General features: G+C 46.3%; 21 protein-coding genes. All 21 read right to left on the reverse strand.

Translation table 11 applies throughout. From position 1 onward, the window contains the following. Nucleotides 1-96: 96 nt before the first annotated feature. Nucleotides 97-564: a YpiF family protein gene (locus CYJ37_RS12825; protein WP_009791282.1), complete on the reverse strand. Its 468-nt coding sequence runs from the start codon at nt 562-564 to the stop codon at nt 97-99. Between the two features lie 120 nt (nt 565-684). After that, the gene (locus CYJ37_RS12830; protein WP_035401136.1) at nt 685-1233 is read right to left on the reverse strand and encodes a ReoY family proteolytic degradation factor; all 549 of its coding nucleotides are present in this window, start codon (nt 1231-1233) and stop codon (nt 685-687) included. Nucleotides 1234-1282: 49 nt separating this feature from the next. After that, on the reverse strand, nt 1283-2548 hold the full coding sequence (locus CYJ37_RS12835) for a tetratricopeptide repeat protein (RefSeq protein ID WP_022544137.1): 1266 nt from the start codon (nt 2546-2548) through the stop codon (nt 1283-1285). Nucleotides 2549-2673: 125 nt separating this feature from the next. Beyond that, a complete protein-coding gene (locus CYJ37_RS12840) occupies nt 2674-3573 on the reverse strand; it encodes a hypothetical protein (protein WP_101550180.1) in 900 nt (299 codons plus the stop codon). Nucleotides 3574-3810: 237 nt separating this feature from the next. Then, a complete protein-coding gene (gene aroA, locus CYJ37_RS12845) occupies nt 3811-5100 on the reverse strand; it encodes a 3-phosphoshikimate 1-carboxyvinyltransferase (RefSeq protein WP_101550181.1) in 1290 nt (429 codons plus the stop codon). 27 nt (nt 5101-5127) lie between these two features. Further along, a complete protein-coding gene (locus CYJ37_RS12850; RefSeq protein ID WP_101550185.1) occupies nt 5128-6234 on the reverse strand; it encodes a prephenate dehydrogenase in 1107 nt (368 codons plus the stop codon). A 67-nt stretch (nt 6235-6301) separates the two neighbouring features. Then, nucleotides 6302-7402, reverse strand: a complete 1101-nt coding sequence (hisC, locus tag CYJ37_RS12855; RefSeq protein ID WP_009794851.1) for a histidinol-phosphate transaminase — start codon at nt 7400-7402, stop codon at nt 6302-6304. 102 nt (nt 7403-7504) lie between these two features. Further along, nucleotides 7505-7870, reverse strand: coding sequence for a chorismate mutase (gene aroH, locus CYJ37_RS12860; RefSeq protein ID WP_101550186.1), 366 nt, complete (start codon nt 7868-7870; stop codon nt 7505-7507). After that, nucleotides 7867-8958: a 3-dehydroquinate synthase gene (aroB, locus tag CYJ37_RS12865; protein ID WP_101550188.1), complete on the reverse strand. Its 1092-nt coding sequence runs from the start codon at nt 8956-8958 to the stop codon at nt 7867-7869. Before aroB ends, aroH begins: the two co-directional genes overlap by 4 nt. Next, nucleotides 8958-10130, reverse strand: coding sequence for a chorismate synthase (gene aroC, locus CYJ37_RS12870; protein ID WP_101550190.1), 1173 nt, complete (start codon nt 10128-10130; stop codon nt 8958-8960). Before aroC ends, aroB begins: the two co-directional genes overlap by 1 nt. A 259-nt stretch (nt 10131-10389) precedes the next feature. Next, nucleotides 10390-11163 (reverse strand): CheR family methyltransferase, encoded by a 774-nt coding sequence (locus tag CYJ37_RS12875; protein ID WP_101550191.1) that lies wholly within the window; start codon nt 11161-11163, stop codon nt 10390-10392. A gap of 138 nt (nt 11164-11301) precedes the next feature. Then, on the reverse strand, nt 11302-11748 hold the full coding sequence (gene ndk / locus CYJ37_RS12880) for a nucleoside-diphosphate kinase (RefSeq protein WP_094767149.1): 447 nt from the start codon (nt 11746-11748) through the stop codon (nt 11302-11304). 92 nt (nt 11749-11840) lie between these two features. Further along, complete coding sequence (gene hepT / locus CYJ37_RS12885; RefSeq protein WP_094767148.1) at nt 11841-12803, reverse strand: heptaprenyl diphosphate synthase component II; 963 nt, start codon at nt 12801-12803, stop codon at nt 11841-11843. A 128-nt stretch (nt 12804-12931) separates the two neighbouring features. After that, entirely contained in the window at nt 12932-13636 is a 705-nt protein-coding gene (locus tag CYJ37_RS12890) for a demethylmenaquinone methyltransferase (protein ID WP_094767147.1), read from the reverse strand. Nucleotides 13637-13641: 5 nt separating this feature from the next. After that, the gene (locus tag CYJ37_RS12895; protein WP_035403033.1) at nt 13642-14472 is read right to left on the reverse strand and encodes a heptaprenyl diphosphate synthase component 1; all 831 of its coding nucleotides are present in this window, start codon (nt 14470-14472) and stop codon (nt 13642-13644) included. 252 nt (nt 14473-14724) lie between these two features. After that, a complete protein-coding gene (gene mtrB, locus CYJ37_RS12900) occupies nt 14725-14961 on the reverse strand; it encodes a trp RNA-binding attenuation protein MtrB (RefSeq protein WP_022544139.1) in 237 nt (78 codons plus the stop codon). Nucleotides 14962-15034: 73 nt separating this feature from the next. After that, nucleotides 15035-15601: a GTP cyclohydrolase I FolE gene (gene folE, locus CYJ37_RS12905; RefSeq protein WP_009794841.1), complete on the reverse strand. Its 567-nt coding sequence runs from the start codon at nt 15599-15601 to the stop codon at nt 15035-15037. A gap of 239 nt (nt 15602-15840) precedes the next feature. Then, a complete protein-coding gene (locus CYJ37_RS12910; protein WP_009794840.1) occupies nt 15841-16113 on the reverse strand; it encodes an HU family DNA-binding protein in 273 nt (90 codons plus the stop codon). Between the two features lie 1010 nt (nt 16114-17123). Next, nucleotides 17124-18602: a stage IV sporulation protein A gene (gene spoIVA, locus CYJ37_RS12915; protein WP_009794839.1), complete on the reverse strand. Its 1479-nt coding sequence runs from the start codon at nt 18600-18602 to the stop codon at nt 17124-17126. A 230-nt stretch (nt 18603-18832) separates the two neighbouring features. After that, a complete protein-coding gene (locus tag CYJ37_RS12920) occupies nt 18833-19546 on the reverse strand; it encodes a hypothetical protein (RefSeq protein WP_094767146.1) in 714 nt (237 codons plus the stop codon). Between the two features lie 30 nt (nt 19547-19576). Continuing rightward, a complete protein-coding gene (locus CYJ37_RS12925; protein ID WP_009794837.1) occupies nt 19577-19780 on the reverse strand; it encodes a DUF2768 domain-containing protein in 204 nt (67 codons plus the stop codon). Nucleotides 19781-19966: the final 186 nt, after the last annotated feature.

Here is a 19966-nt window from a genome sequence, read left to right on the forward strand (position 1 = left end):
AATATAAAACTAGGACATAACAATGATATATCAATCTTTAGGCAAGGTCAATAAAATCTGTAGGCAAACCGGCTGTTCAAAGCGGTTTTTCAGGAATTATTCACCAGCCTGCCATTTTTGTACAAATAAATTCAGCAGCTGCTTGACCTGGTCCTCCAAAACAGAGTTTCTGTACGTTTCGTCCATATGCTCCAACGGCAGGGATGGCAGCCAGAGCAATGATCCCCCAAGCTCCCCTTCAGCCATTTTCCACCCGCTGTCCGAGGTCAGATAGAACACATGCCTGAAGCCGCTTTCCAGGATAGCGGACTCCCATTTCTTCAGCTCTTCGAGATGCTCATCATGGGCTGTGTCAGATTTAAGGTAGGAAAAGCCCGGCAGCATCAAAAGCCTTCCTTTGAACTGCCTTTCCATCTGATAAGAAAGCAATGTGACAAATTCAGCCATTGAGGCAGCCTGCTTCATATCCCCTGTGAATGTGACGGGCAAAAGGGGGATGACAGCTGTGTCGACATATTCTTTTGATTTTAAATACATTTCAATATCCTGCGGAATCCACTTCATTATCACCACTCCAAATCGTATAGCTTGCCTCATTATTTTACCATAACTTCCTGCTGCTGCCGAAAGCAATGCTGAAGGGGCATCCGCCCGGATGCCCCTTCACCAGTCCAGCTATTCTATTTATGCTTTCACCATAATCATTTTCAGCTTTTCAGTGAGCTGCTTAAATGTTTCTTTATCGCCTTTATCCAGTGATTCATCAATCATCTGCATCAATTTTTCCCTCTGGAATTTAGCCAGGCTTTCGGAAAGGAAGCGTTCTGCGATCAGCCGGTCCTTCTCGCTTACCTGAAGGGTCTTCGGCATGAACGGATTTTCCTCCAGGACGGCTGCATACTGATGGGCCTTATTGGAGGCATGGAAATTAAGCTGGATGAAGATATCTTCTTCCCTGTTCAGCCTTATATCATGGAATGATTTCTCGGCATCAGTTGTCATGACATTCTCTTTGTAAAAACGGAAAGGAACTTCATCAACGCAATGAGTTGACATCACGAGGCCTCTTGGGCAATATTGTGCTTGCTCCACAAAATGCACCCGTTCCATAAGCTGGTCATGGCTCATCAAATAATTTAAAATCCAAACGCATTCGCGCCGTTTCAATTGATAATGGTTTAAGAACCAGCGGATAAAATCTTTTTTCTCGCTGACAGATACAGGGGTCGCCACCATTTGTTCCCTCCTCTGCTTGCAACTGAATTTTTGTTAGTGCCTTTTCTTACATCAGATCGCCGCTAAGCCTCTGGACGATATCGAGATATTCTTCGTTGCTCGGATCCTGCCCAAGCAGTTTCTTAAAAATTTCGGCAGCCTCTGCCCATTTTCCTTCCTCCATCAGAAAATATCCATAGTCTGACAGAAAGTCTGACTGTTCTTTAAAATAAGTATATGCTTGCTGGTATTTGTTTAATGCCAGGGAATATTCTTCTAGCTCCTGAAGGGCAGAAGCCGCATCCCAAAGGAATTGGGGCTCTTCTTCCTCCTGCGCTTCCATCGTATCCACAATGTCAAGGACATCACGGTACCGTTCCTGCTTGATGAAAAGCTTGTTCAGTGTCAAAGCCGCCTCGGTGAACTCAGGGTCCAGCACGAGTGCCATACGCAGCATGTCCTCTGCCTCGTTTTCGCGTGCAAGCTTTAAAGCAAGCCTTCCGCCATAGAAAAACAGATCCTTATTGAACTCATCATGCTTGATTCCTTCCTGGACAGCCTCAAAGCTGTTTTCGAGCTCTTCTTCACGCTCATAGGCGCGTGCGAGATGCAGATACAGGGAATGGTATTCAGGATCAAGCTCCTTCACTTCTTTGAACTTTTCAATAGCAGTCCTGTTGATCCCAGCCTGAAGGGCAGTGAATGCGTAGCTGAAAAGGGTATTGATCTCAAGACGGGCTTCGAGTGCCTTTTCATAGAATGGGATCGCTTCCTCAAATGCCCCGCCGGCACTGAGTGCCTCGGCCATCCTCTGATTCACATTTGTTCCGGCGATTTCCTGGCTCGTTTCAAGAACCTTTTCATAAGACTTGATTGCTTCTATAAATTTCCCTTGCTCCAAATATAATTCACCAAGGGCAAAATCAATGATGACCTCTTCGTCCAGAATGGACTTAGCTTTTAAAAGCTTCTGCTCGCTCACCTCATACAAGCCTTCCATCTGGTACAGATCCGCTAAAAGGAGCAGTGCCTGCGGATAGCTTGGATCCTTCTCTGAAATCCTCTCGAGAACCAGCATCGCTTCCTCTTCATTGGCCAGATCAATATGAAGCTCAGCCAGGAGGACAAGCAGTTCGCCTTCATCCGGGTAAGATTCCAGCAGCCTTTCAATCAAAGCCTTGGATTCCTCAAGCAATCCCAGCTGGAACAATTCCTCCGCCAGCACAAATCTCTCCTCATGTGAACCCTTGTCCAGGATCTGTGCATAGTCCCTCAGTGCTTCTTCATGCTGTCCATTTTCTAATAGCGATATGATTTTATTAACTTTGTCCATTGTTATATCCTTTCATGACTAAAGATGGTTGCAGATATCATTTAAAAACGGGCTGGGTTCAAATCGCGGCCGATCCCGCTTGTTATCATAATCCTGCAGCCCGGCTGACAGGCTGACCCAGTCCGTTATACTGTAAAAAAAGCCGGAATCTTTATTATAACACGCTCTCCATAGCCCGGACAGAATCTGAAATATCCGCCTGCCCTGATGATCGTTCCTTTGTGGGCCGTTATGGCAAGTCTATGACTATAATAATGAAAGAGCTCCGATTCTTCAATGTTTCTGTCTCCGCCATCCTTAACATATAAATTATAGCTTGCTTCCCCTCCTTGCCTGATGTCTCCTTTATGGGGCCAGATGCCCATCATGGCCAGGTGCTCTCTGGCGACCGGCTCTCTTTCCTGCAGTTCTTCCCCGATGTGTGCCAGTTTTTCTTTTAGCATCAGCTGCTTCCAAAAATGCTGAAGCGCTTTCTTTTCTTTTTCATCCGCTGTTTTGAAAATAGGCACAAGCGGGCAATTGTATGGAAAAACAGCTTCCCTTATCCATCCCCAGGGAACCGCCGACAGCTCTTCTTTGCTTCCAGCTTCCACAAAGACGGCCGGTATTTTTTCTGTCCGGCATTTCCTGATGAAAGAAGGTGACAAGAGCCTGGCAGGAACTTTGACAGCAATCACATAATCGGCCGGAGAGCTGATCAAACTTGACTTTACGGTTTTTATTCGGGAAAACAGCCGGGATTCCTGCTGCACTTCTGCAAAAGTTAAAAAAGAAGTCATCCCTTTCATAAGCATTTCGTTAATAAAATAGCTTTTCTGCTCTGAAAAGGGTCTGTCCAGCGGAGGTGCAGGATCATACATGACCTGAGCAGGCGCCATAATATAATCTTCTGCATTCATTTTCATGAACGAATAGCGGGGGAAAGAGTCCCGGATGCCAGTTATTTTCCCTTTTTCCACCAGCAGTGAAGCCTTCTGAAATGTCTGCTGCTTGAGAATATTGGCATTCTCAATAATATATGCCATAATACCACCCTTTTAAATGGTCTTATGACAAGCTATGAAATAATCTTAGATTTATGTTTGAAAGTTTTTAAGCCAGAGATGGTTTATTGAGAAGAATGTTCTGTTGAGCTGGACTGCGGAAAAACTCAGTCAGCGAAACGGAGCAGAAATGGTTGTGGAATACATCAAAAGCAAGGAGTTATTCACAAAAAAAGGGCCCGGCCATCCCGAACCCCACATGTATGAAACTTCCTCCCCTTAGCCGATCAGTGACTCCAGATGCTCAAAAAATGCCGGATAGGAAACTGAAATGGCTTCAGCGCCAGAGAGAGATACTTCCCCGGTGCAGATGGCAGCCCCGATGGCGAGCATCATGCCGATCCTGTGGTCGCCATGGCTTGAAACATTCCCGCCTTTCAGCGGAGTCCGTCCATTGATGACCATCCCGTCAGCTGTTGCTTCAATATCCGCTCCAAGCTTTTTCAGCTCGTTGACGACTGTATCTATGCGATTGGTTTCCTTGACTTTCAATTCTTCAGCATCTTTAATGACCGTTTCCCCTTCCGCCTGGGTTGCCAGAAGCGCAATAATCGGAATTTCGTCGATCAGTCTTGGAATGATATCTCCTTCAATGACGGTTCCCTTTAATTGCGAGAATCGTATGGTGATATCTCCTGCAGGTTCTGCACTCTCATTATTGTACGGAAGAATGGTCATGTCAGCTCCCATACGCTGAAGAACTTCCAGGATGCCTGTCCTTGTCGGATTCAAGCCGACATTTCGGAGGACTATTTCACTGCCGGGAATGATTGCGCCAGCAGACAGGAAAAAGGCTGCAGAAGAAATATCCCCGGGAACATGAACCTTTGCCGCTTTCAGCTTCTGCCCGCCCTGCAAACGGACTTTTGTCCCCTCTGACACAATCTCTCCGCCGAATTGGCGGATCATCCTCTCAGTATGATCGCGCGTCTTTGCAGGTTCAATAAGGACGGTTTCCCCGCTTGCCTGAAGACCGGCAAACAAGAGGGAAGATTTCACCTGGGCGCTGGCAACCGGCAACTCATACCTGATGCCCTTAACCTCGCCTCCCTGTATGGAAAGAGGGGTAAATTCCCCGCCTTTTCTTCCTCTTATTTGTGCACCCATTTCTGATAAGGGAACAGAAACACGTGTCATCGGCCTCTTGGCAATTGACTCGTCGCCCGCCAAAACGGCATGGAACGGGAGACCTGCAAGAATGCCCAGCAAAAGCCTTATTGTAGTGCCGGAGTTCCCGACATCCAGGACTTCATTAGGCTCATTCAGCCCTTCAAAGCCCCTTCCATCGATGATCATTTTGTCTCCCTCGTTTGTGATCGAAACACCAAGCTTGCGGAAGCAGGATACAGTGCTTAAGCAATCTTCCCCCATCAGGAAGTTGGTTACTTCCGTCCTGCCTTCTGCAATAGCTCCAAACATGATGGAACGGTGGGAAACAGATTTATCACCAGGAATATCAATCTCGCCCCTGAGGCTGCCTGTATTTGTTTTCAAAATAACTGATTCCATTCTTCATCACCTTTCTTCGATAGCATATTATGGCCCGGCTGAGGTTTCATAGGCGGTATAATGATGAATGCATGCTGCCGCCCGGTCCCTGTCCTCTTCCGTCTGAAAACTGATCACAAGCACCCCGTATATTTCTTCCCTTGTCTCAAGGATTCTGATATTGGTTATGCTGATCTCCGCTTTGGCCAGATAGCCGGTGATTTCAGAAATGACCCCGGGATAGTCGGGAACATCAACGAATAAATCATAGAACGCAGGAATGGCACCCTTCTGCTTCTGGGGCAGGTCATCCCTGAATTGCTTGGCGCCCGCAAAATACTGCTGGATATCCTCTGAACTTTGATTTGCCAGCATCACTGCCACCCGCTCCATTTCCGCCTGCCAGCTTCCCAGAAGCTTCAGGAGTACTTCCTTGTTAGCAAGAAGGATATCTCTCCACATTTCGGGGCTGCTTGAGGCGATTCTTGTAATATCACGGAATCCCCCTGCAGCAAGCCGGGGGACCAGCTCATGGGAGCGGCTTTCCTTTTCAGCCTGGTGAACGAGCGAGGCCGCTATGATATGGGGGAAATGGCTGATGATGCCTGTCAGATAATCATGCTCTTCCGGTGACACCTGGATGAATTTTGCTTTTGTCCCTGCAAGCCATTCCTTTAGCGCCATAATGTCCTTCTCCTTAACATGTGGCTCTGGAGTAAGCAGATAGAATGCGTTCTCGAATAAAATTTCCTTCGCTGCGATCACACCGCTTTTATGGGAGCCTGCCATAGGATGGCCTCCGATGAATATGATTCCCTTTTCTTTAAGGCCTGCAGCACTTTTGACGACCTCTGCCTTTGTACTTCCTGCATCAGAAATAATGACGCCTTTTTTCAGCTGCATTCTGCCCAGTCTGGCAAGTATATCGGCAGTTACCTTCACAGGCGCGGCCAGCAGGATTAAATCAGCCTTTGCCGCTCCTTCTTCAATGCTATCCTCAGCCTCATCAATCACTCCCAGCATCCTTGCGAGCCTGCATTGCTCCGCATTAATATCAAAACCGGCTATGGATGCTTCTTTATGCTGCCGCTTTATGCCGAGAGCCAGTGAACCGCCTATCAGCCCGAGGCCGATAATGAATACGCGGCCTTCCATAAAAAATCACCGCCTTTGCCATGCTGCTCTTTTGCTTATCCGGACTGACCCACGTGGATGCTGGTCCTTATAGGGCCGCTGCTGTTTCCTCCAAAAATTGGCCGATCAGTTCCATAATTTCTTCATTCTGCTCTTTTGAGCCAATCGTGACCCTTATGGACTGCGGGCAGCCAAGACCTGCGCCAGACCGTACGATATAGCCTTTTTCCAGCAGATATTGAAAAACTTCATTAGCATCGCGCTTAAAATCAATCAGGATGAAATTGCCCTGGGACGGATAATAACTAAGGCCTGCCTGGTCGCAGAATGAGTAGAACTGTTCCAGCCCTTCTCTGTTCCTGTTCCGGCATTCTTCCACATATTTCTGATCCTTAACCGCTTCCGCAGCAGCCATCTGTGCAAAAGTATTCACATTGAACGGCTCCCTCGCAGGCTCCAGCGCCCTGACTACGTCCTCCCCGGCGATGCCATACCCGATCCTGAGGCTGGCAAGACCGTAGATTTTTGAGAAGGTCCTGAGCACAATCAGATTGCTGAACTTCTCCAGCAGGCTCACTGCATGGTAGTAATCATCAGCAACTGCATACTCGCAATAGGCCTCGTCGAGTACCACAAGTATGTCTTCCGGCACCTTTTCCAGGAATGAAACAAGCTTGCTCTCATTTATATAGATCCCAGTCGGATTATTCGGGCTGCAGAGCCATACAACAGATGTATTTTCATCAATGGCTTCAAGCATCCCCTCCAGATCATGGGCACCGTCAAGCAGGGGAATCTCCTTCACTTCAGCACCTTCAATCACTGCATTGTGCTTATACTGGGGGAATGTCGGTGCAGCCATGATTGTATTCCTTCCAGGCCCCAGCAGGGCGCGCGAGATGATCTGGATCACTTCATCCGAACCATTGCCGAATATAAGCTGTCCTGGTTCAGTTCCAAGATGGGAAGCCAATATGCTTCTCAGTTCGCCGGCATATCCATCTGGATATTTTGCAAAAATGCCCGAGCTTTTTTGAAGGGCTTTTGCTGCTTCTTCCGAGCATCCGAAAGGATTCTCATTTGATGCAAGCTTCACAATCTTTTCAAGCCCATATTGTTTTTTTACGTCTTCAATAGATTTGCCTGGCTGGTATGGTGTTAAATCCAGCAATTGTTTTTTCCACTTCATAATATAAACCGCCCCTCCAACTCTTCTTTCCGCTACCTAATTAAAGTAATAAAGAACTGCTTTTATTTTATCATAAGCGCGCCTGTCTGGTGAGAGGCAGAATCATTTCTTTTCCAAATCAGGCCTGAGGACAACCGCTCCCCCAAGATAAACATGGCTGATCTCCTGCTGGCTCTTTTCTGTATTTAAATGGATCATAACCCGGATGCAAAGCGGCAGAGCGTCCTGTACCGACATTTCACGCATGCACATTACCGGTACATGCTTCCAGCCATCAAGCGTCCGCATGGCTTTGGCAGGGAAACCCTGGTCAATATCATCAGTCGCGGAGATGAATACAGAAGCAACCTCTTCCGGGGCTATGCTGTTTTCATTTATCATTTTCTTTAACAGGAGTTCTGCTGCTGCTGCAATCTCTTTTTCTGTGTTCGATTGCACTGTAATTGCTCCCCTGACACCTCTGATCATTTTTCAGCCCCCTTTACGGCAAACATCTCCAGCGCTTCCTTAAGCTCCCCGTCAGGGATTTCTGAGAGAACCGGATGGCCGATACTATCAAGAAGAACAAAGTTCACTGCTTGCCCGATTGCCTTTTTATCCTTCTTCATCCTGGACAGAAGTTCTGCAGGATGAAGGCCCTCCGGCAATGAAATGGAATAGCCCAGGCCCATCAGCCAGTCCCGGAATTGCCCGGTATCGAAATCGAGTCCGCATTTTTCGATGCTTAGTTCCAGGGCATACAGCATCCCGATGACCACCGCTTCGCCGTGTGTCATTTTTCCATATCCGGATTCCGCTTCAATTGCATGTCCGAGTGTGTGGCCAAAATTCAAGAAGGCCCTGACCCCTGCTTCCTTTTCATCCTCGGAAACAAAAGCATTTTTAACCTGTATGCCTTTCGAAAGAATGAACAGCCATTCCTCATCTTTCATGTCCTTAAGCGAGTGGACATTATCCAGCAGCCAGCTGTAAAAAGAATGGTCCTTAATGAGTGCGTGCTTGACTGCTTCACCAAGCCCTGACCTTATCTCCCTATCGGGCAGCGACTTTAAAAAATCCAGGTCATAAACAACAGCTTCAGGCTGATGGAATGCACCAATCATATTTTTGCCTTCAGGATGGTTGATGCCTACCTTGCCTCCCACTGCGCTGTCATGCGCAAGTATGGTTGTCGGAACCTGGATGAACGGGATGCCCCTCATGAAGGTGGCGGCAGCAAAGCCTGCGAGATCTCCCACTGCTCCTCCCCCCAGGGCGATGACAGCCGATTTCCTATCAAGTTTCTTTTCAAGAGCAAAAGTCAAAGCTGCATAATAAACGTCAAACGTTTTTGCTTTTTCCCCGCTTGGAACAATATGTATAGAAGGATTAAATTCAGCAAGGGCTTCTTTCACCCTGTCAAGATGCAGGGATGCTACTGTCTCATCCGTTATAATCAGCAGGCTGGTCAGGCCGGGAAGCTTCTCGCTAAGCAAGCCGCCCAGTTCTCTCACAGCACCGGCGCCGATCAGGACCGGATATTCTTTTGAAGGGGTTTTAATGGTGATGGTCTCCATTAAAATTCCCTCGCATATTTCCGCTGTGCATTTACACTATCAATCAGAGCATCCATTCTGTCTGCATAAAACTGGCCGCATATAGCGGAGGCCAGTTCCCAGGCAACGACATTTTCTGCAACAACGGCAGCAGCAGGGACAGCGCAGCTGTCAGACCGCTCAATGCTTGCAGTGAATGGCTCTTTCGTTTCGATGTCTACACTCTGCAGCGGCTTATACAGGGTAGGAATCGGCTTCATAACACCTCTTACTACAATCGGCATCCCTGTAGTCATACCGCCTTCAAATCCTCCAAGGCGATTAGTTTTCCTGGTATAGCCATCTTCACTATTCCAGGCAATCTCGTCATGGACCTCGCTTCCAGGCTTGCGAGCAGCCTCAAACCCCAGTCCGAATTCGACTCCTTTGAATGCATTGATGCTAACGATGGCAGCAGCCAGCTTTGCATCCAGCTTCCTGTCATAATGGACATATGATCCAACGCCTGCAGGCATACCTTCAACAATTACTTCGACAATCCCGCCGATTGAATCGCCATTGGCCTTTGCATCGTCAATGGCCTGCATCATCCTTGGCTCTGCTTCCGGATCAAGGCAGCGGACCGGAGAGTTTTCCGTCCTTTCCTTTACTTCGGCCAGGCTTTCATACGAAGCAGCGGCAGATTGGATCCCGCCGATTTCAACTACATGTGAGGCGACTTCAATTCCCAGCAGACTGAGCAGCTTCTTAGCTGCAGCTCCGGCTGCCACCCTGACTGTCGTTTCCCTGGCAGATGAACGCTCCAATACATTGCGCATGTCGCGGTGCCCGTACTTGATGGCACCGTTCAAATCTGCATGCCCTGGGCGCGGCCGTGAGATTTTCCTCTTTATTTCGCTTTCTTCTTCAGGAGAAACCGGCTCCTGGCCCATAACTTTTGTCCAGTGCTTCCAGTCGTTATTCTCTACTTCAAGTGCGACCGGTGAACCTAAAGTGTAGCCATGGCGGATTCCGCCGGCAATTTGCACGGTATCCTTTTCAATCTGCATCCGCCTTCCGCGGCCATGGCCTTTCTGCCTTCTGGCCAGTTCGGCATTAATATCTTCTTCGAGCAGCGGCATTCCTGCCGGCATCCCTTCAATAATAACGGTCAGCTGAGGACCGTGTGATTCACCTGCTGTTAAGTATCTCAAAACTCTTTCCCCCTTCAACTCATTAAAGGATTATGTACCAATATATCACACACACTATCATTAGCATAGCAAAAATTAAGAATTTTTCAGACATCTGGCGAAAAAAACTCATTCAGCCTCTCCCGGCAAGTTCCCCTCCTGTTTGCCGATGATGCCATTTTAGCATGCCTCCAGCGGCACTACAAAAACAAGTGCAATAAGCAATCCTTCTTATAATAGAAAAAAACCATGAAGACCTCTTCACAGTTTTTACTTCCCTCTATTTTTTCCTGTAAAAAAACGTGTCCTCCGTTGCCAGCCCATACAGGCCGGGATTGAAGATCTGCTCTGTACTGCCTACAAAGAACAGTCCTCCGGGCTTCAAGGCTCCGCTGAACTTGTGGTAGAGCCCATCCTTTGCTTCTTCTGTAAAATAAATAAGGACATTCCGACATACGATTAAATCATACGGACCTCCGAAGGGATCAGACAGCAGATTCTGTTTTTTAAAGACAACAGTCTTTTTTATGTCGTCTGATATTTTGTAAAGGCTTCCTTCTTGTGTAAAGTACTTCTTTTTCATCTCAAGAGGCATCTCATTCAGAGATCTCTCCTGGTAAATGCCTGCCTGCGCTCTTGCCAGCACTTTTTCGTCAATATCTGTAGCAAGCACCTGGATTTGAGAGAGAGGCATGAATTTTGCCAGAATCATGGCAATCGTATAAGGCTCCTCTCCTGTGGAGCAGGCTGCGCTCCATACCTTCAGCCTGCCTCCTCTGGCAGACATAGCAGGCAGCAGCTGAGTTTCAAGTATGTCCCACCGTTTCGCATTCCGGTAAAACTCAGATACATTAATGGTCATGCGATCAAGGAACTCATCCAGCAATTCTTTATTCCTGCTTAACCCCTGGTAGAAATCCGAAAAAGAATGGTACCCTTTTTTTTCATAAAGAGAGATAAGGCGCCTTTTCATCTGCGCCTCTTTATAAAGTGAAAGATCGATTCCTGTCTTTGTTTTAATCTGTCTGATGAACTCCTGATATTCCCCCGGCATTTCTGTTCTCCCTTATTGCTTATTTAAAACTAGTATAGCTGAAAAAAGAGAAAGGAGAGTGTTTTTTTTCTATATTTCGCCAAAAAATGTGTATGCGGTTACAAAAAAAGACACTTGCAGGCAAGTGTCTTTAATGGATTAGTTAACCCAGTCATTAATCAGTTTGGAATAGCCGGCAAGCTCGGATTCGTTGAAGAAAAGGCCGATTTCACGTTCTGCACTCTCAGGAGAGTCTGAGCCGTGAATGATATTCTTGCCTACAGTTACGGCAAAATCTCCGCGGATTGTCCCTGGGGCAGCATCCTTAGGATTTGTGGATCCCATCATCTGGCGGGCTGTCGCAATAACATTTTCACCTTCCCAAACCATTGCAAATACCGGTCCGGAAGTAATGAAATCAACAAGTTCACCAAAGAATGGGCGCTCTTTATGCTCTCCGTAATGCTGCTCAGCCAGTTCCTTTGAAATAACCATCAATTTACCGCCGGCAAGCTGAAAGCCTTTTTTCTCAAAACGGCTGACAATTTCACCGACAAGGTTGCGCTGGACGCCGTCAGGCTTGACCATTAAAAATGTTTTCTCCATTGTCTCCACTCCTAAAATCTTATGTATGAACAGCTCTATAATAGAGACATCCATGGAGAATAGTATCATTTTTTCGACAATTCTGCAACCGCTTAAAACTTTCTCTTGCCAATAAATTTAGCAATATCCCGGAGCGATTTTTTGGCCCTGTTTTGCGGAAGGGTATCAAGGACTGCAAGCGCCTTGGACAAATATTGGTTGCTGACAGTAAACGAACGCTCAATTGCGCCGGAATTTTTAATCAGGGAGATCACTTTTTCAATTTCTTTGCTATCCATCGTTTCATTCACTTTAACGATTTCCCGGCGAATGTCTTCGTCCTCCATGGCAAATAGGACAGGCAGCGTAATATTCCCCTGGAGCAGGTCTCCCCCTGCAGGCTTTCCAAGTTCCTTCTCCGTTCCCGTGAAATCAAGGATATCATCGGTAATCTGAAAGGACATCCCAACATAGTAGCCGAATTTGTACAGCTTCTTGTGGATGCTTTCATCTACTCCGGCAGCAACCGCCCCAAGCTGGCAGCTTGCCGCAATCAGCAGTGCCGTCTTTCTTTTGATCCTCAAGAGGTAGTCCCTGAGGTTCTGGTCAAATCGGTATTTGTCCTTGATCTGCTCAATTTCCCCCACACAAACCTCCACAATGGTCTTTGCCAGGATTTCATGGGCTTCCGGCCGCTCTATTTCCGTCATCACTTCGAGGGACTTGGCAAAAATATAATCGCCTGTATACATAGCCGTCCGGTTGTCCCATTTCGCTTTGATGGTGGGTTTGCCCCTGCGCAGCTCTGCATCATCAATTACATCATCATGCACCAGGGAAGCCATATGGATGAGTTCCAGTGCTACAGCCACTTTTTTTATCTCGCTGATATCATAGGAACCGAATTTTGCAGACAGCAAAACAAAAACAGGACGGATTCTTTTTCCTCCTGCCTGCAGCAAATGCATGGATGCATTTCGCAATAAAGGAGACTCTGCCTGCACGGTCTCCTCTAATGACTGTTCAATAATATTAATGTCAGAATCTAAAAATGAATACATCATCTTTAATTTCATCTTGTATCCACCCAGCTTTAATCATGTTTGCAAGCCTGTTAAATCGACGAGCAACAAGTACTTATTTTCTCGGGGCCTGCCAGTCTCGGAAAGCCCCATCTTTCTCCGGCTGCAAACAGATGCAGAACTTACTTCAAGCCTGTATGGACAGCAGCAACTCCACCGCTGTACGGCTTGAAGGATACATTACTGAAGCCAGCGCTCTCAAACATCGCAGCAAGCTCCTTCATGCCTGGAAAATCTCTTGCCGACTCCTGAAGCCAGGAATATTCCTTATAGCTTTTCGCAAACACCCTTCCAAACAGCGGCATGATGTAGCGGAAATAAGCATAATAGAGCTGCTTGTAGCCGAACATGGTCGGCTGGGAGGTTTCCAGGCATACTGCCATCCCGCCCGGCTTAAGGACCCGGTTCATTTCCTTCAGGACCTGCATATAATCCGGGACATTCCTCAGGCCAAAGCCAATGGTGACATAATCAAAAGAATTGTCTTCAAACGGCAGCTCCATCGCATTGCCGTGAATGAGCTCCACCTGGGACAAATTCCTGCTTTTCACCTTTTCCTCGCCGATCTTCAGCATATTTTTACTGAAATCCAGCCCTTTGACTTCACCTTCAGTACCGACAGCTTCTGCAAGCGCAATGGTCCAGTCTGCAGTCCCGCAGCATAGATCCAGTGCTTTCTGCCCTTTTTGGACATTCATCTTTTTCATGGTATCCCTGCGCCATCGCTTATGCTGCTGGAAGCTGATGACAGAATTCATCTGGTCATAGTTTCCGTATATTTTCTCGAATACGCCGTGTACGCGCTCTGCTTTGGATTGTTGTTCCATAAGGGTCACCCTTCTTCTGCAATTGATTTTGTCATGGGTTGATGCTGGTCAAGAATGGAATGGATCCGCTCCTCCAGCAGGCTATTAAGGAAAGGGACAGCTTTCATGCCTTTGTCAATCATATCTTTAGAATGATCGATATAGCGGTTGGCTATCAGAAGAAGATATCTTTTCTGCTCAGCAGACAGGTCGGCAAGCTCTTGTTCCTTTTTAGGGAATACGAGGCGTTTAAGTCGTTCAAACAGAAACGATGTCCCCTGATCCAGATAGCGTCCCCTTTCTTCCATGAGTCTCTTCATCAGCAGAAGGTGGGATGACAGTTCGGTCCATGCCGGTTTGTTAAAGCATTCTGCAATTTTTGAGAACAGTGAGGACTCTATCAGCCTGACGCTTTCCATCAGTCCTTCGACATTTTCCGTTTCATGCTGGTATACAGAGATTTTATGCTCGTTCACTTCTTTGATGCCGTCCGACAGCAGCCGGATCATTCCAATATCCTTTGATTCCGAGAGAATCTTATAATATAAGCTGCTGTAGTAAATGCCGGCGAGGACCGTAAGCTGCCTGTTTTTTTGCATTTCGCCGGCAATTTGTGTATTGCTGACCTGTTCATGGGTATCAAGGGCGACTTGTATAAGCATGGCTGTCACTGAGTAGTCATTCTTCTGCTTCTGAGTCAATTCAGCTTCATTGAGCATGGAGACAAGAAGGAGCAGCTTATCCTGATCGATAACCGGCTCATCAATATATTTAAGCAGGTAGGGGTGGAGAACCTTTCCCTCAATCTGCTTCCGGACATATTCCATATTTATTTTAATATCCTGCAATCTGATCACCCTTGTTCCCCGAAGGTCATTTATGTATTTCCTATGATGCTCGTGCATTCGTTTTATATAAAGCGGTGCTGGTCTGGGCGCTACCCATATAGCATTCGCCATTAGGGGCCATTTTAATATTGTCCACAATGAAACAGAGACAATTATATCATAAAAGGGGTTGCCGTGGCAGATTATATTGAAACTTATGTTCCGCCAGAAGCAAAAATGCCAGGCTTAAAGAGCACTCTGGAAATTTCGGATGCTCTGCCCCTATTTTTTCGCTTCGCTTTCCACTTCTCCATAGCATGTCATGATGGAAGCATTGCCCCTGATTTTTATTGCGGAAGTATGCTCGGTGAATTGAGCGATCATGACTTCCCCTTTATCAAGTTTTTCAGAATGGTGAAAGCGCGTGTCTGAGCCTCTGGTCAGCCCGATTACATTCACGCCGTCTTCTTTTGCTTTAATTACCACATAGTCTCCTGCCGGATTATTTCTTGTTTCCATATCCTTCACTCCTTCAAGCCGCAATCGGCCAAGATAAAAGGCTAAAAGCAGTACTTTCAGCCTCCGGGACAGATTAATCTTTAATTAATGAAAGGACTTCAGCCCTGGCCCTGGCATCCTCTGCCAAAACACCTCTTACAGCAGAAGTGACAGTTTTGGAACCAGGCTTTTTAACGCCTCTCATCGTCATGCACATATGCTCAGCCTCTACGATGACCATTACACCGTGGGGCTCCAATTTTTTCATGATAGCATTCGCTACAGTTGAGGTAATCCGCTCCTGCAGCTGCGGTCTTTTTGCCACGGCCTCGACGGCCCTTGCAAGCTTGCTGAGCCCGGTCACCCTTCCATTCCGGGGGATATAGGCAACATGAGCCTTCCCAAAGAAAGGTACCAGATGGTGCTCACACATACTGTAGAATGGGATGTCCTTTACAAGAACAAGCTCCTCATGCTCTTCTCCAAAAATAGTTTCAAAGTATTCTTCAGGATCCTGTCCGATCCCCATAAAAACCTCTTCATACATCTTGGCCACACGCTTTGGTGTATCGAGCAGGCCTTCGCGGTTAGGGTCTTCTCCGATTGCTTCTAATATAGAACGCACCGCTTCTTCGATTTGGGCGCGGTTGACATTTGCCATGATTCATCCTCCTAAACCATATCTCTCTAGTGCCTTTACCCCTACATATTAGCACATCCATTTCCAAACAGGCAAAATACAAGGTGTGAGGCTTGTGACCTCGGTGCAGCTGCTGGATGATGATCAAGAATTGCTCATGGCCTGCAACTTACCATTTATATATTCCCAAGCAAAAATAAAAGGCCGCGAAGAATTTCGCGGCCTTTTGCTCAAGCATAAGCTTAAAGCACGGTATGTACTTATTTAACAGCGTCTTTAAGCGCTTTACCTGGTTTAAAAGCAGGAACTTTGCTTGCAGCGATTTCGATTTCATCACCAGTCTGCGGGTTGCGGCCCTTACGTGCAGCGCGCTCGCGGACTTCAAAGTTTCCGAAACCGATCAATTGTACTTTATCACCATTTTTAAGTGCGTTAAGAATAGTATCAAATACAGCGTCAACTGCTTTAGTAGCGTCCTTTTTAGAAAGCTCGCCAGCTTCAGCAACTGCGTTAATTAGTTCTGTCTTGTTCATGCCTTTCACCTCCTCCCAAAAATCTTGCCCTGATAAGGATCTTATCATCATTTGTAAACAAATTTACGGAATTCTATACGTCGTGATGATTGGCATACCTTATATTAAATGAACGGCATGAAGATTTCAATCTTTTTTGCTAAAAAACCTTAATATATAAGGGTTTTCGCGGCCACGACGGTAATTCTGTTAAAAGATTATCATAATCATCTGGGCATATCAAGAAATATTCATTAATTAATGGTAATCTTTTCTTATTTGAAACAAACTTGTAATAAGACACCCTTTTTTGTTACCCAAATCACTATTTTTCAAAACATATATCCTATTTTATCAATTGGCTTACCTAGGGCTCCTTGTTGATAACGGAAGCTTTCAGTCTGGCATTCAGCACTGCTCTAAGGAATCAAGCTAAGTTTCATACGACTGAGTACAGATTAACAGCAATGTTTAACACAGCCAATTGATAAGGCTCTTTTCTCATAGATTGTTGCTATTTTGCCTTCCTTGTAAGAGGTGATAAATTACACCTTCAGGAGGCAAATGCTGCTAGTGCTTGCCATAGCGACATGCTGAAAAATAAGCGGAGAATTTCCCCCTAAGTTTGAAAAAACTCTAAAAACAGCTCAAATAGACGGAGAAATTCCGTCTATCGACTCAAAAAACAGGAAAATGGGCATTTTCGCTCCACATAACCGGAAATTTTCCGCTTATTTACAATCACCCAGACCATATTCAGCAGCTTAACCGGAAATTCTCCCCTTATTTTAAGGCTTGCTGGTCACTCAAATAAGAATAAGACTTCCTGTTTTTTAAAATCACTCCTGCCCTGTTAGCCCAAAAAACCTTTCTTCACGCGATACCGAAAAATGTAAATCATTCTTTATAATCATTAAAAGCAACAATCTTTACGGTAAGAGCCCTTGATAAAGTTCCAAAACGGTCCCCAGTATACCACGCTAAAAAAGAAGCGCTAAAAAGGGCAGCTTCCGCTGCCCTTCAGATTTTCATTATAGGATGATGGCAATCAGGCCGCCGGATCCTTCATTGATGATTCTTTCCAGCGTTTCCTTCAGCTTGTATCTGGCGTTTTCAGGCATGAGAGAAAGCTTTGCCTGAATTCCTTCTCTTACGATGGAGCTGAGGGAGCGGCCAAATATATCAGAATTCCAGATGGATAGAGGATCGTCTTCAAAATCCTGCATCAGATAGCGGACAAGCTCCTCGCTTTGCTTCTCAGTGCCTATGATCGGGGCAAACTCGGATTCGACATCCACCTTGATCATATGGATGGAAGGCGCCACCGCTTTGAGGCGTACCCCGAAACGTGCTCCCTGACGGATGATTTCCGGCTCATCAAGGCTCATATCAGCAAGCGACGGTGCTGCTATGCCGTAGCCGGTCTGCTTCACCATTTTCAGCGCATCCGAAATCTGGTCATACTCAGCTTTCGCATGGGCAAAGTCCTGCATCAGTTCAAGAAGATGATCCTTGCCGCGGATTTCAACCCCCACAATTTCTTTCAAAATCTCATCATATAGGTCATCCGGGGCAAAGAGGTCGATCTCTGCAACCCCCTGGCCCATTTCTATTCCGGCGAGGCCTGCCCTGTCTATGAATTCATAGTCGCTGAAAAGGTGGACAACACGGTCTACATCTCTCAGCCGTTTGATATCCTTGACGGTTTCCTTCACAGCTTCCTGGTAGCTCTCGCGGAGCCAGTGATTCTCCCGCAGGACCATCACCCAGCTTGGCAGGTTGACATTTACTTCGAGTACCGGGAATTCGTACAATGCTTCACGCATTACGCTCAATACGTCTGTTTCCCTCATGCTTTCCACGCTCATGGCCAGCACTGGAATGTCATACTTCTCAGACAGCTGGACTCTCAGCGCTTCAGTGTTCGGGTGGTGAGGCTGGACGCTGTTGACGACCATAATGAAAGGCTTGCCGACCTCTTTCAGCTCCTCAATGACTCTTTCCTCAGCCTCGAGATAATTCGTGCGCGGTATTTCCCCGATTGTACCGTCTGTTGTGATGACAACACCAATCGTTGAATGCTCCTGGATGACTTTTCTTGTCCCGATCTCCGCTGCTTCATGGAAGGGGATCGGTTCTTCATACCAAGGTGTAGTAATCATTCTTGGACCATTTTCATCTTCATAGCCTTTGGCTCCAGGCACTGTATAGCCGACACAGTCGACGAGCCTGATGTTGACATCCAGCCCCTCTGCCACCTGGACGGCAGCTGCCTGATTAGGGACGAATTTGGGCTCTGTCGTCATGATGGTTTTTCCTGCCGCACTTTGCGGGAGTTCGTCCTGTGTGCGCGCCCGGTCTGCCTCATTGCTCATATTCGGAAGCACCACCAGCTCCATGAACTTTTTGATAAACGTGGATTTACCAGTGCGGACGGCACCAACTACTCCGAAATAAATATCGCCGCCTGTTCTTTCGGCAATATCTTTAAAAATATCTACCTTTTCCAAGTGATCCCCTCCTGAATCTTGAGTTAGTGGGATAATATTATCCTATCATTCAATTATTTTTGGACATTATATATTTATGACGTTGTCCTATTTCTTTATGACAGTTTTTTTATTTTTATCCCCTTACTCTCCCGCTTTGAAAAAGCACACTCTCTCTATACGCTGGAAAATTGCTTTTAAAAAAGAAAAACCCTTCTCCTACAATATATTTTGCAGAAGAAGGGTTATGACTATTTCGCCAAAAAGATTGGTTCTCCTTTGGCATTAATTGTATAAGGAAGCGAATAGGCAGGGACAAAGAGGGAATCTTTCCCAAGGAGCGAGCGTATATCATCGCCTTCCTTATATCCATGCTCTTTGTTATTTTCCACCGCCTCATAGAGATCCGGCAGATAGTCTACGTAAACGTCTCCATTTCCTGAGACAACAAAGTGGAGATCGCGGCTGGTGTACGGACTCACTGCCAGCGGTTCCTCTTTAAAGCCAAGGGCTGCATAATCGAGTGTATAGACATTATCGGCGATTTTCTCTTTATATGGCGGATATCCCTGCAGCTTGATGCGTACTTTGATATCCCTGATCGCCTCAGCCATCCTGAGGTCGAAGAGCTTGACTTTTGGATCTTCTTCCGCATCCATGATTACGTACTGGAAGATGCCTCCGGATTCAAAGCTGTTCCCTGGCGGCTCGGCCATATATTTTGGCGAGATTTTCTTGAAATCTATCGGATATTTCTGGTAAATAGGTGTATCTTCCTCCCTCGTCTTTATAGGAAGGATGCCTCCATTGTCTTCCTGAAACTGATCAACAGCACTCTGGACAGAATTGACCTGATCCTGATATGGTGTCTGATTCTGCGAAAGCTTGTCCTCCGGATACATGCATCCGGCAAGCAGAAAGGATAAAACCGCTGTCATTGACAGCATGGCTAGCTTCTTTTTCATAGATTCCAATCCTTCAGGTTTTTAAATTTGTTATTCATTGGTAGGTCCGCTCAAAACGACAAACAGAATGATTAACCCGGAAACAATCATTAACAGATACGCAACAAGGGCAGATATGAATTTAAGCGGTTTATTGTTTAATTTATACCGGCTCAGATAAATCATTAATATTGATATGAACATGAACCCCATTGAAGCTAAAGATACCCACATCTTCATTAAAGCAGGCGACATTGTCTCACTCCCTTTTCCGAAATGTATTATATCATACAGGCTGAAAATGAATCAAAAGCATTTCGCTTAAAATGCTGGCGCCAGCATGGATATTTCGATGTACTTTCACAAAAAAAGAGCCAAAGCAAAGATGGGGCAATCTCTGCTTTGGCCTTATGCGACTAAATAACCCATGCACCCTGTTCA

Source organism: Bacillus sp. UMB0728, assembly GCF_002858875.1.
GTDB classification, from domain to species: Bacteria; Bacillota; Bacilli; order Bacillales; family Cytobacillaceae; genus Bacillus_AB; species Bacillus_AB infantis.

Coding starts and splice junctions, on each gene's coding strand:
- CYJ37_RS12825 (WP_009791282.1), bottom strand. CDS start 564: ATGAAGTGGATTCCGCAGGATATTGAAATGTATTTAAAATCAAAAGAA.
- CYJ37_RS12835 (WP_022544137.1), bottom strand. CDS start 2,548: ATGGACAAAGTTAATAAAATCATATCGCTATTAGAAAATGGACAGCAT.
- CYJ37_RS12840 (WP_101550180.1), bottom strand. CDS start 3,573: ATGGCATATATTATTGAGAATGCCAATATTCTCAAGCAGCAGACATTT.
- aroA (WP_101550181.1), bottom strand. CDS start 5,100: ATGGAATCAGTTATTTTGAAAACAAATACAGGCAGCCTCAGGGGCGAG.
- CYJ37_RS12850 (WP_101550185.1), bottom strand. CDS start 6,234: ATGGAAGGCCGCGTATTCATTATCGGCCTCGGGCTGATAGGCGGTTCA.
- hisC (WP_009794851.1), bottom strand. CDS start 7,402: ATGAAGTGGAAAAAACAATTGCTGGATTTAACACCATACCAGCCAGGC.
- aroH (WP_101550186.1), bottom strand. CDS start 7,870: ATGATCAGAGGTGTCAGGGGAGCAATTACAGTGCAATCGAACACAGAA.
- aroB (WP_101550188.1), bottom strand. CDS start 8,958: ATGGAGACCATCACCATTAAAACCCCTTCAAAAGAATATCCGGTCCTG.
- CYJ37_RS12875 (WP_101550191.1), bottom strand. CDS start 11,163: ATGCCGGGGGAATATCAGGAGTTCATCAGACAGATTAAAACAAAGACA.
- ndk (WP_094767149.1), bottom strand. CDS start 11,748: ATGGAGAAAACATTTTTAATGGTCAAGCCTGACGGCGTCCAGCGCAAC.
- hepT (WP_094767148.1), bottom strand. CDS start 12,803: ATGAAATTAAAGATGATGTATTCATTTTTAGATTCTGACATTAATATT.
- CYJ37_RS12890 (WP_094767147.1), bottom strand. CDS start 13,636: ATGGAACAACAATCCAAAGCAGAGCGCGTACACGGCGTATTCGAGAAA.
- mtrB (WP_022544139.1), bottom strand. CDS start 14,961: ATGGAAACAAGAAATAATCCGGCAGGAGACTATGTGGTAATTAAAGCA.
- folE (WP_009794841.1), bottom strand. CDS start 15,601: ATGGCAAATGTCAACCGCGCCCAAATCGAAGAAGCGGTGCGTTCTATA.
- CYJ37_RS12910 (WP_009794840.1), bottom strand. CDS start 16,113: ATGAACAAGACAGAACTAATTAACGCAGTTGCTGAAGCTGGCGAGCTT.
- CYJ37_RS12920 (WP_094767146.1), bottom strand. CDS start 19,546: ATGAAAAAGAAGCTAGCCATGCTGTCAATGACAGCGGTTTTATCCTTT.
- CYJ37_RS12925 (WP_009794837.1), bottom strand. CDS start 19,780: ATGTCGCCTGCTTTAATGAAGATGTGGGTATCTTTAGCTTCAATGGGG.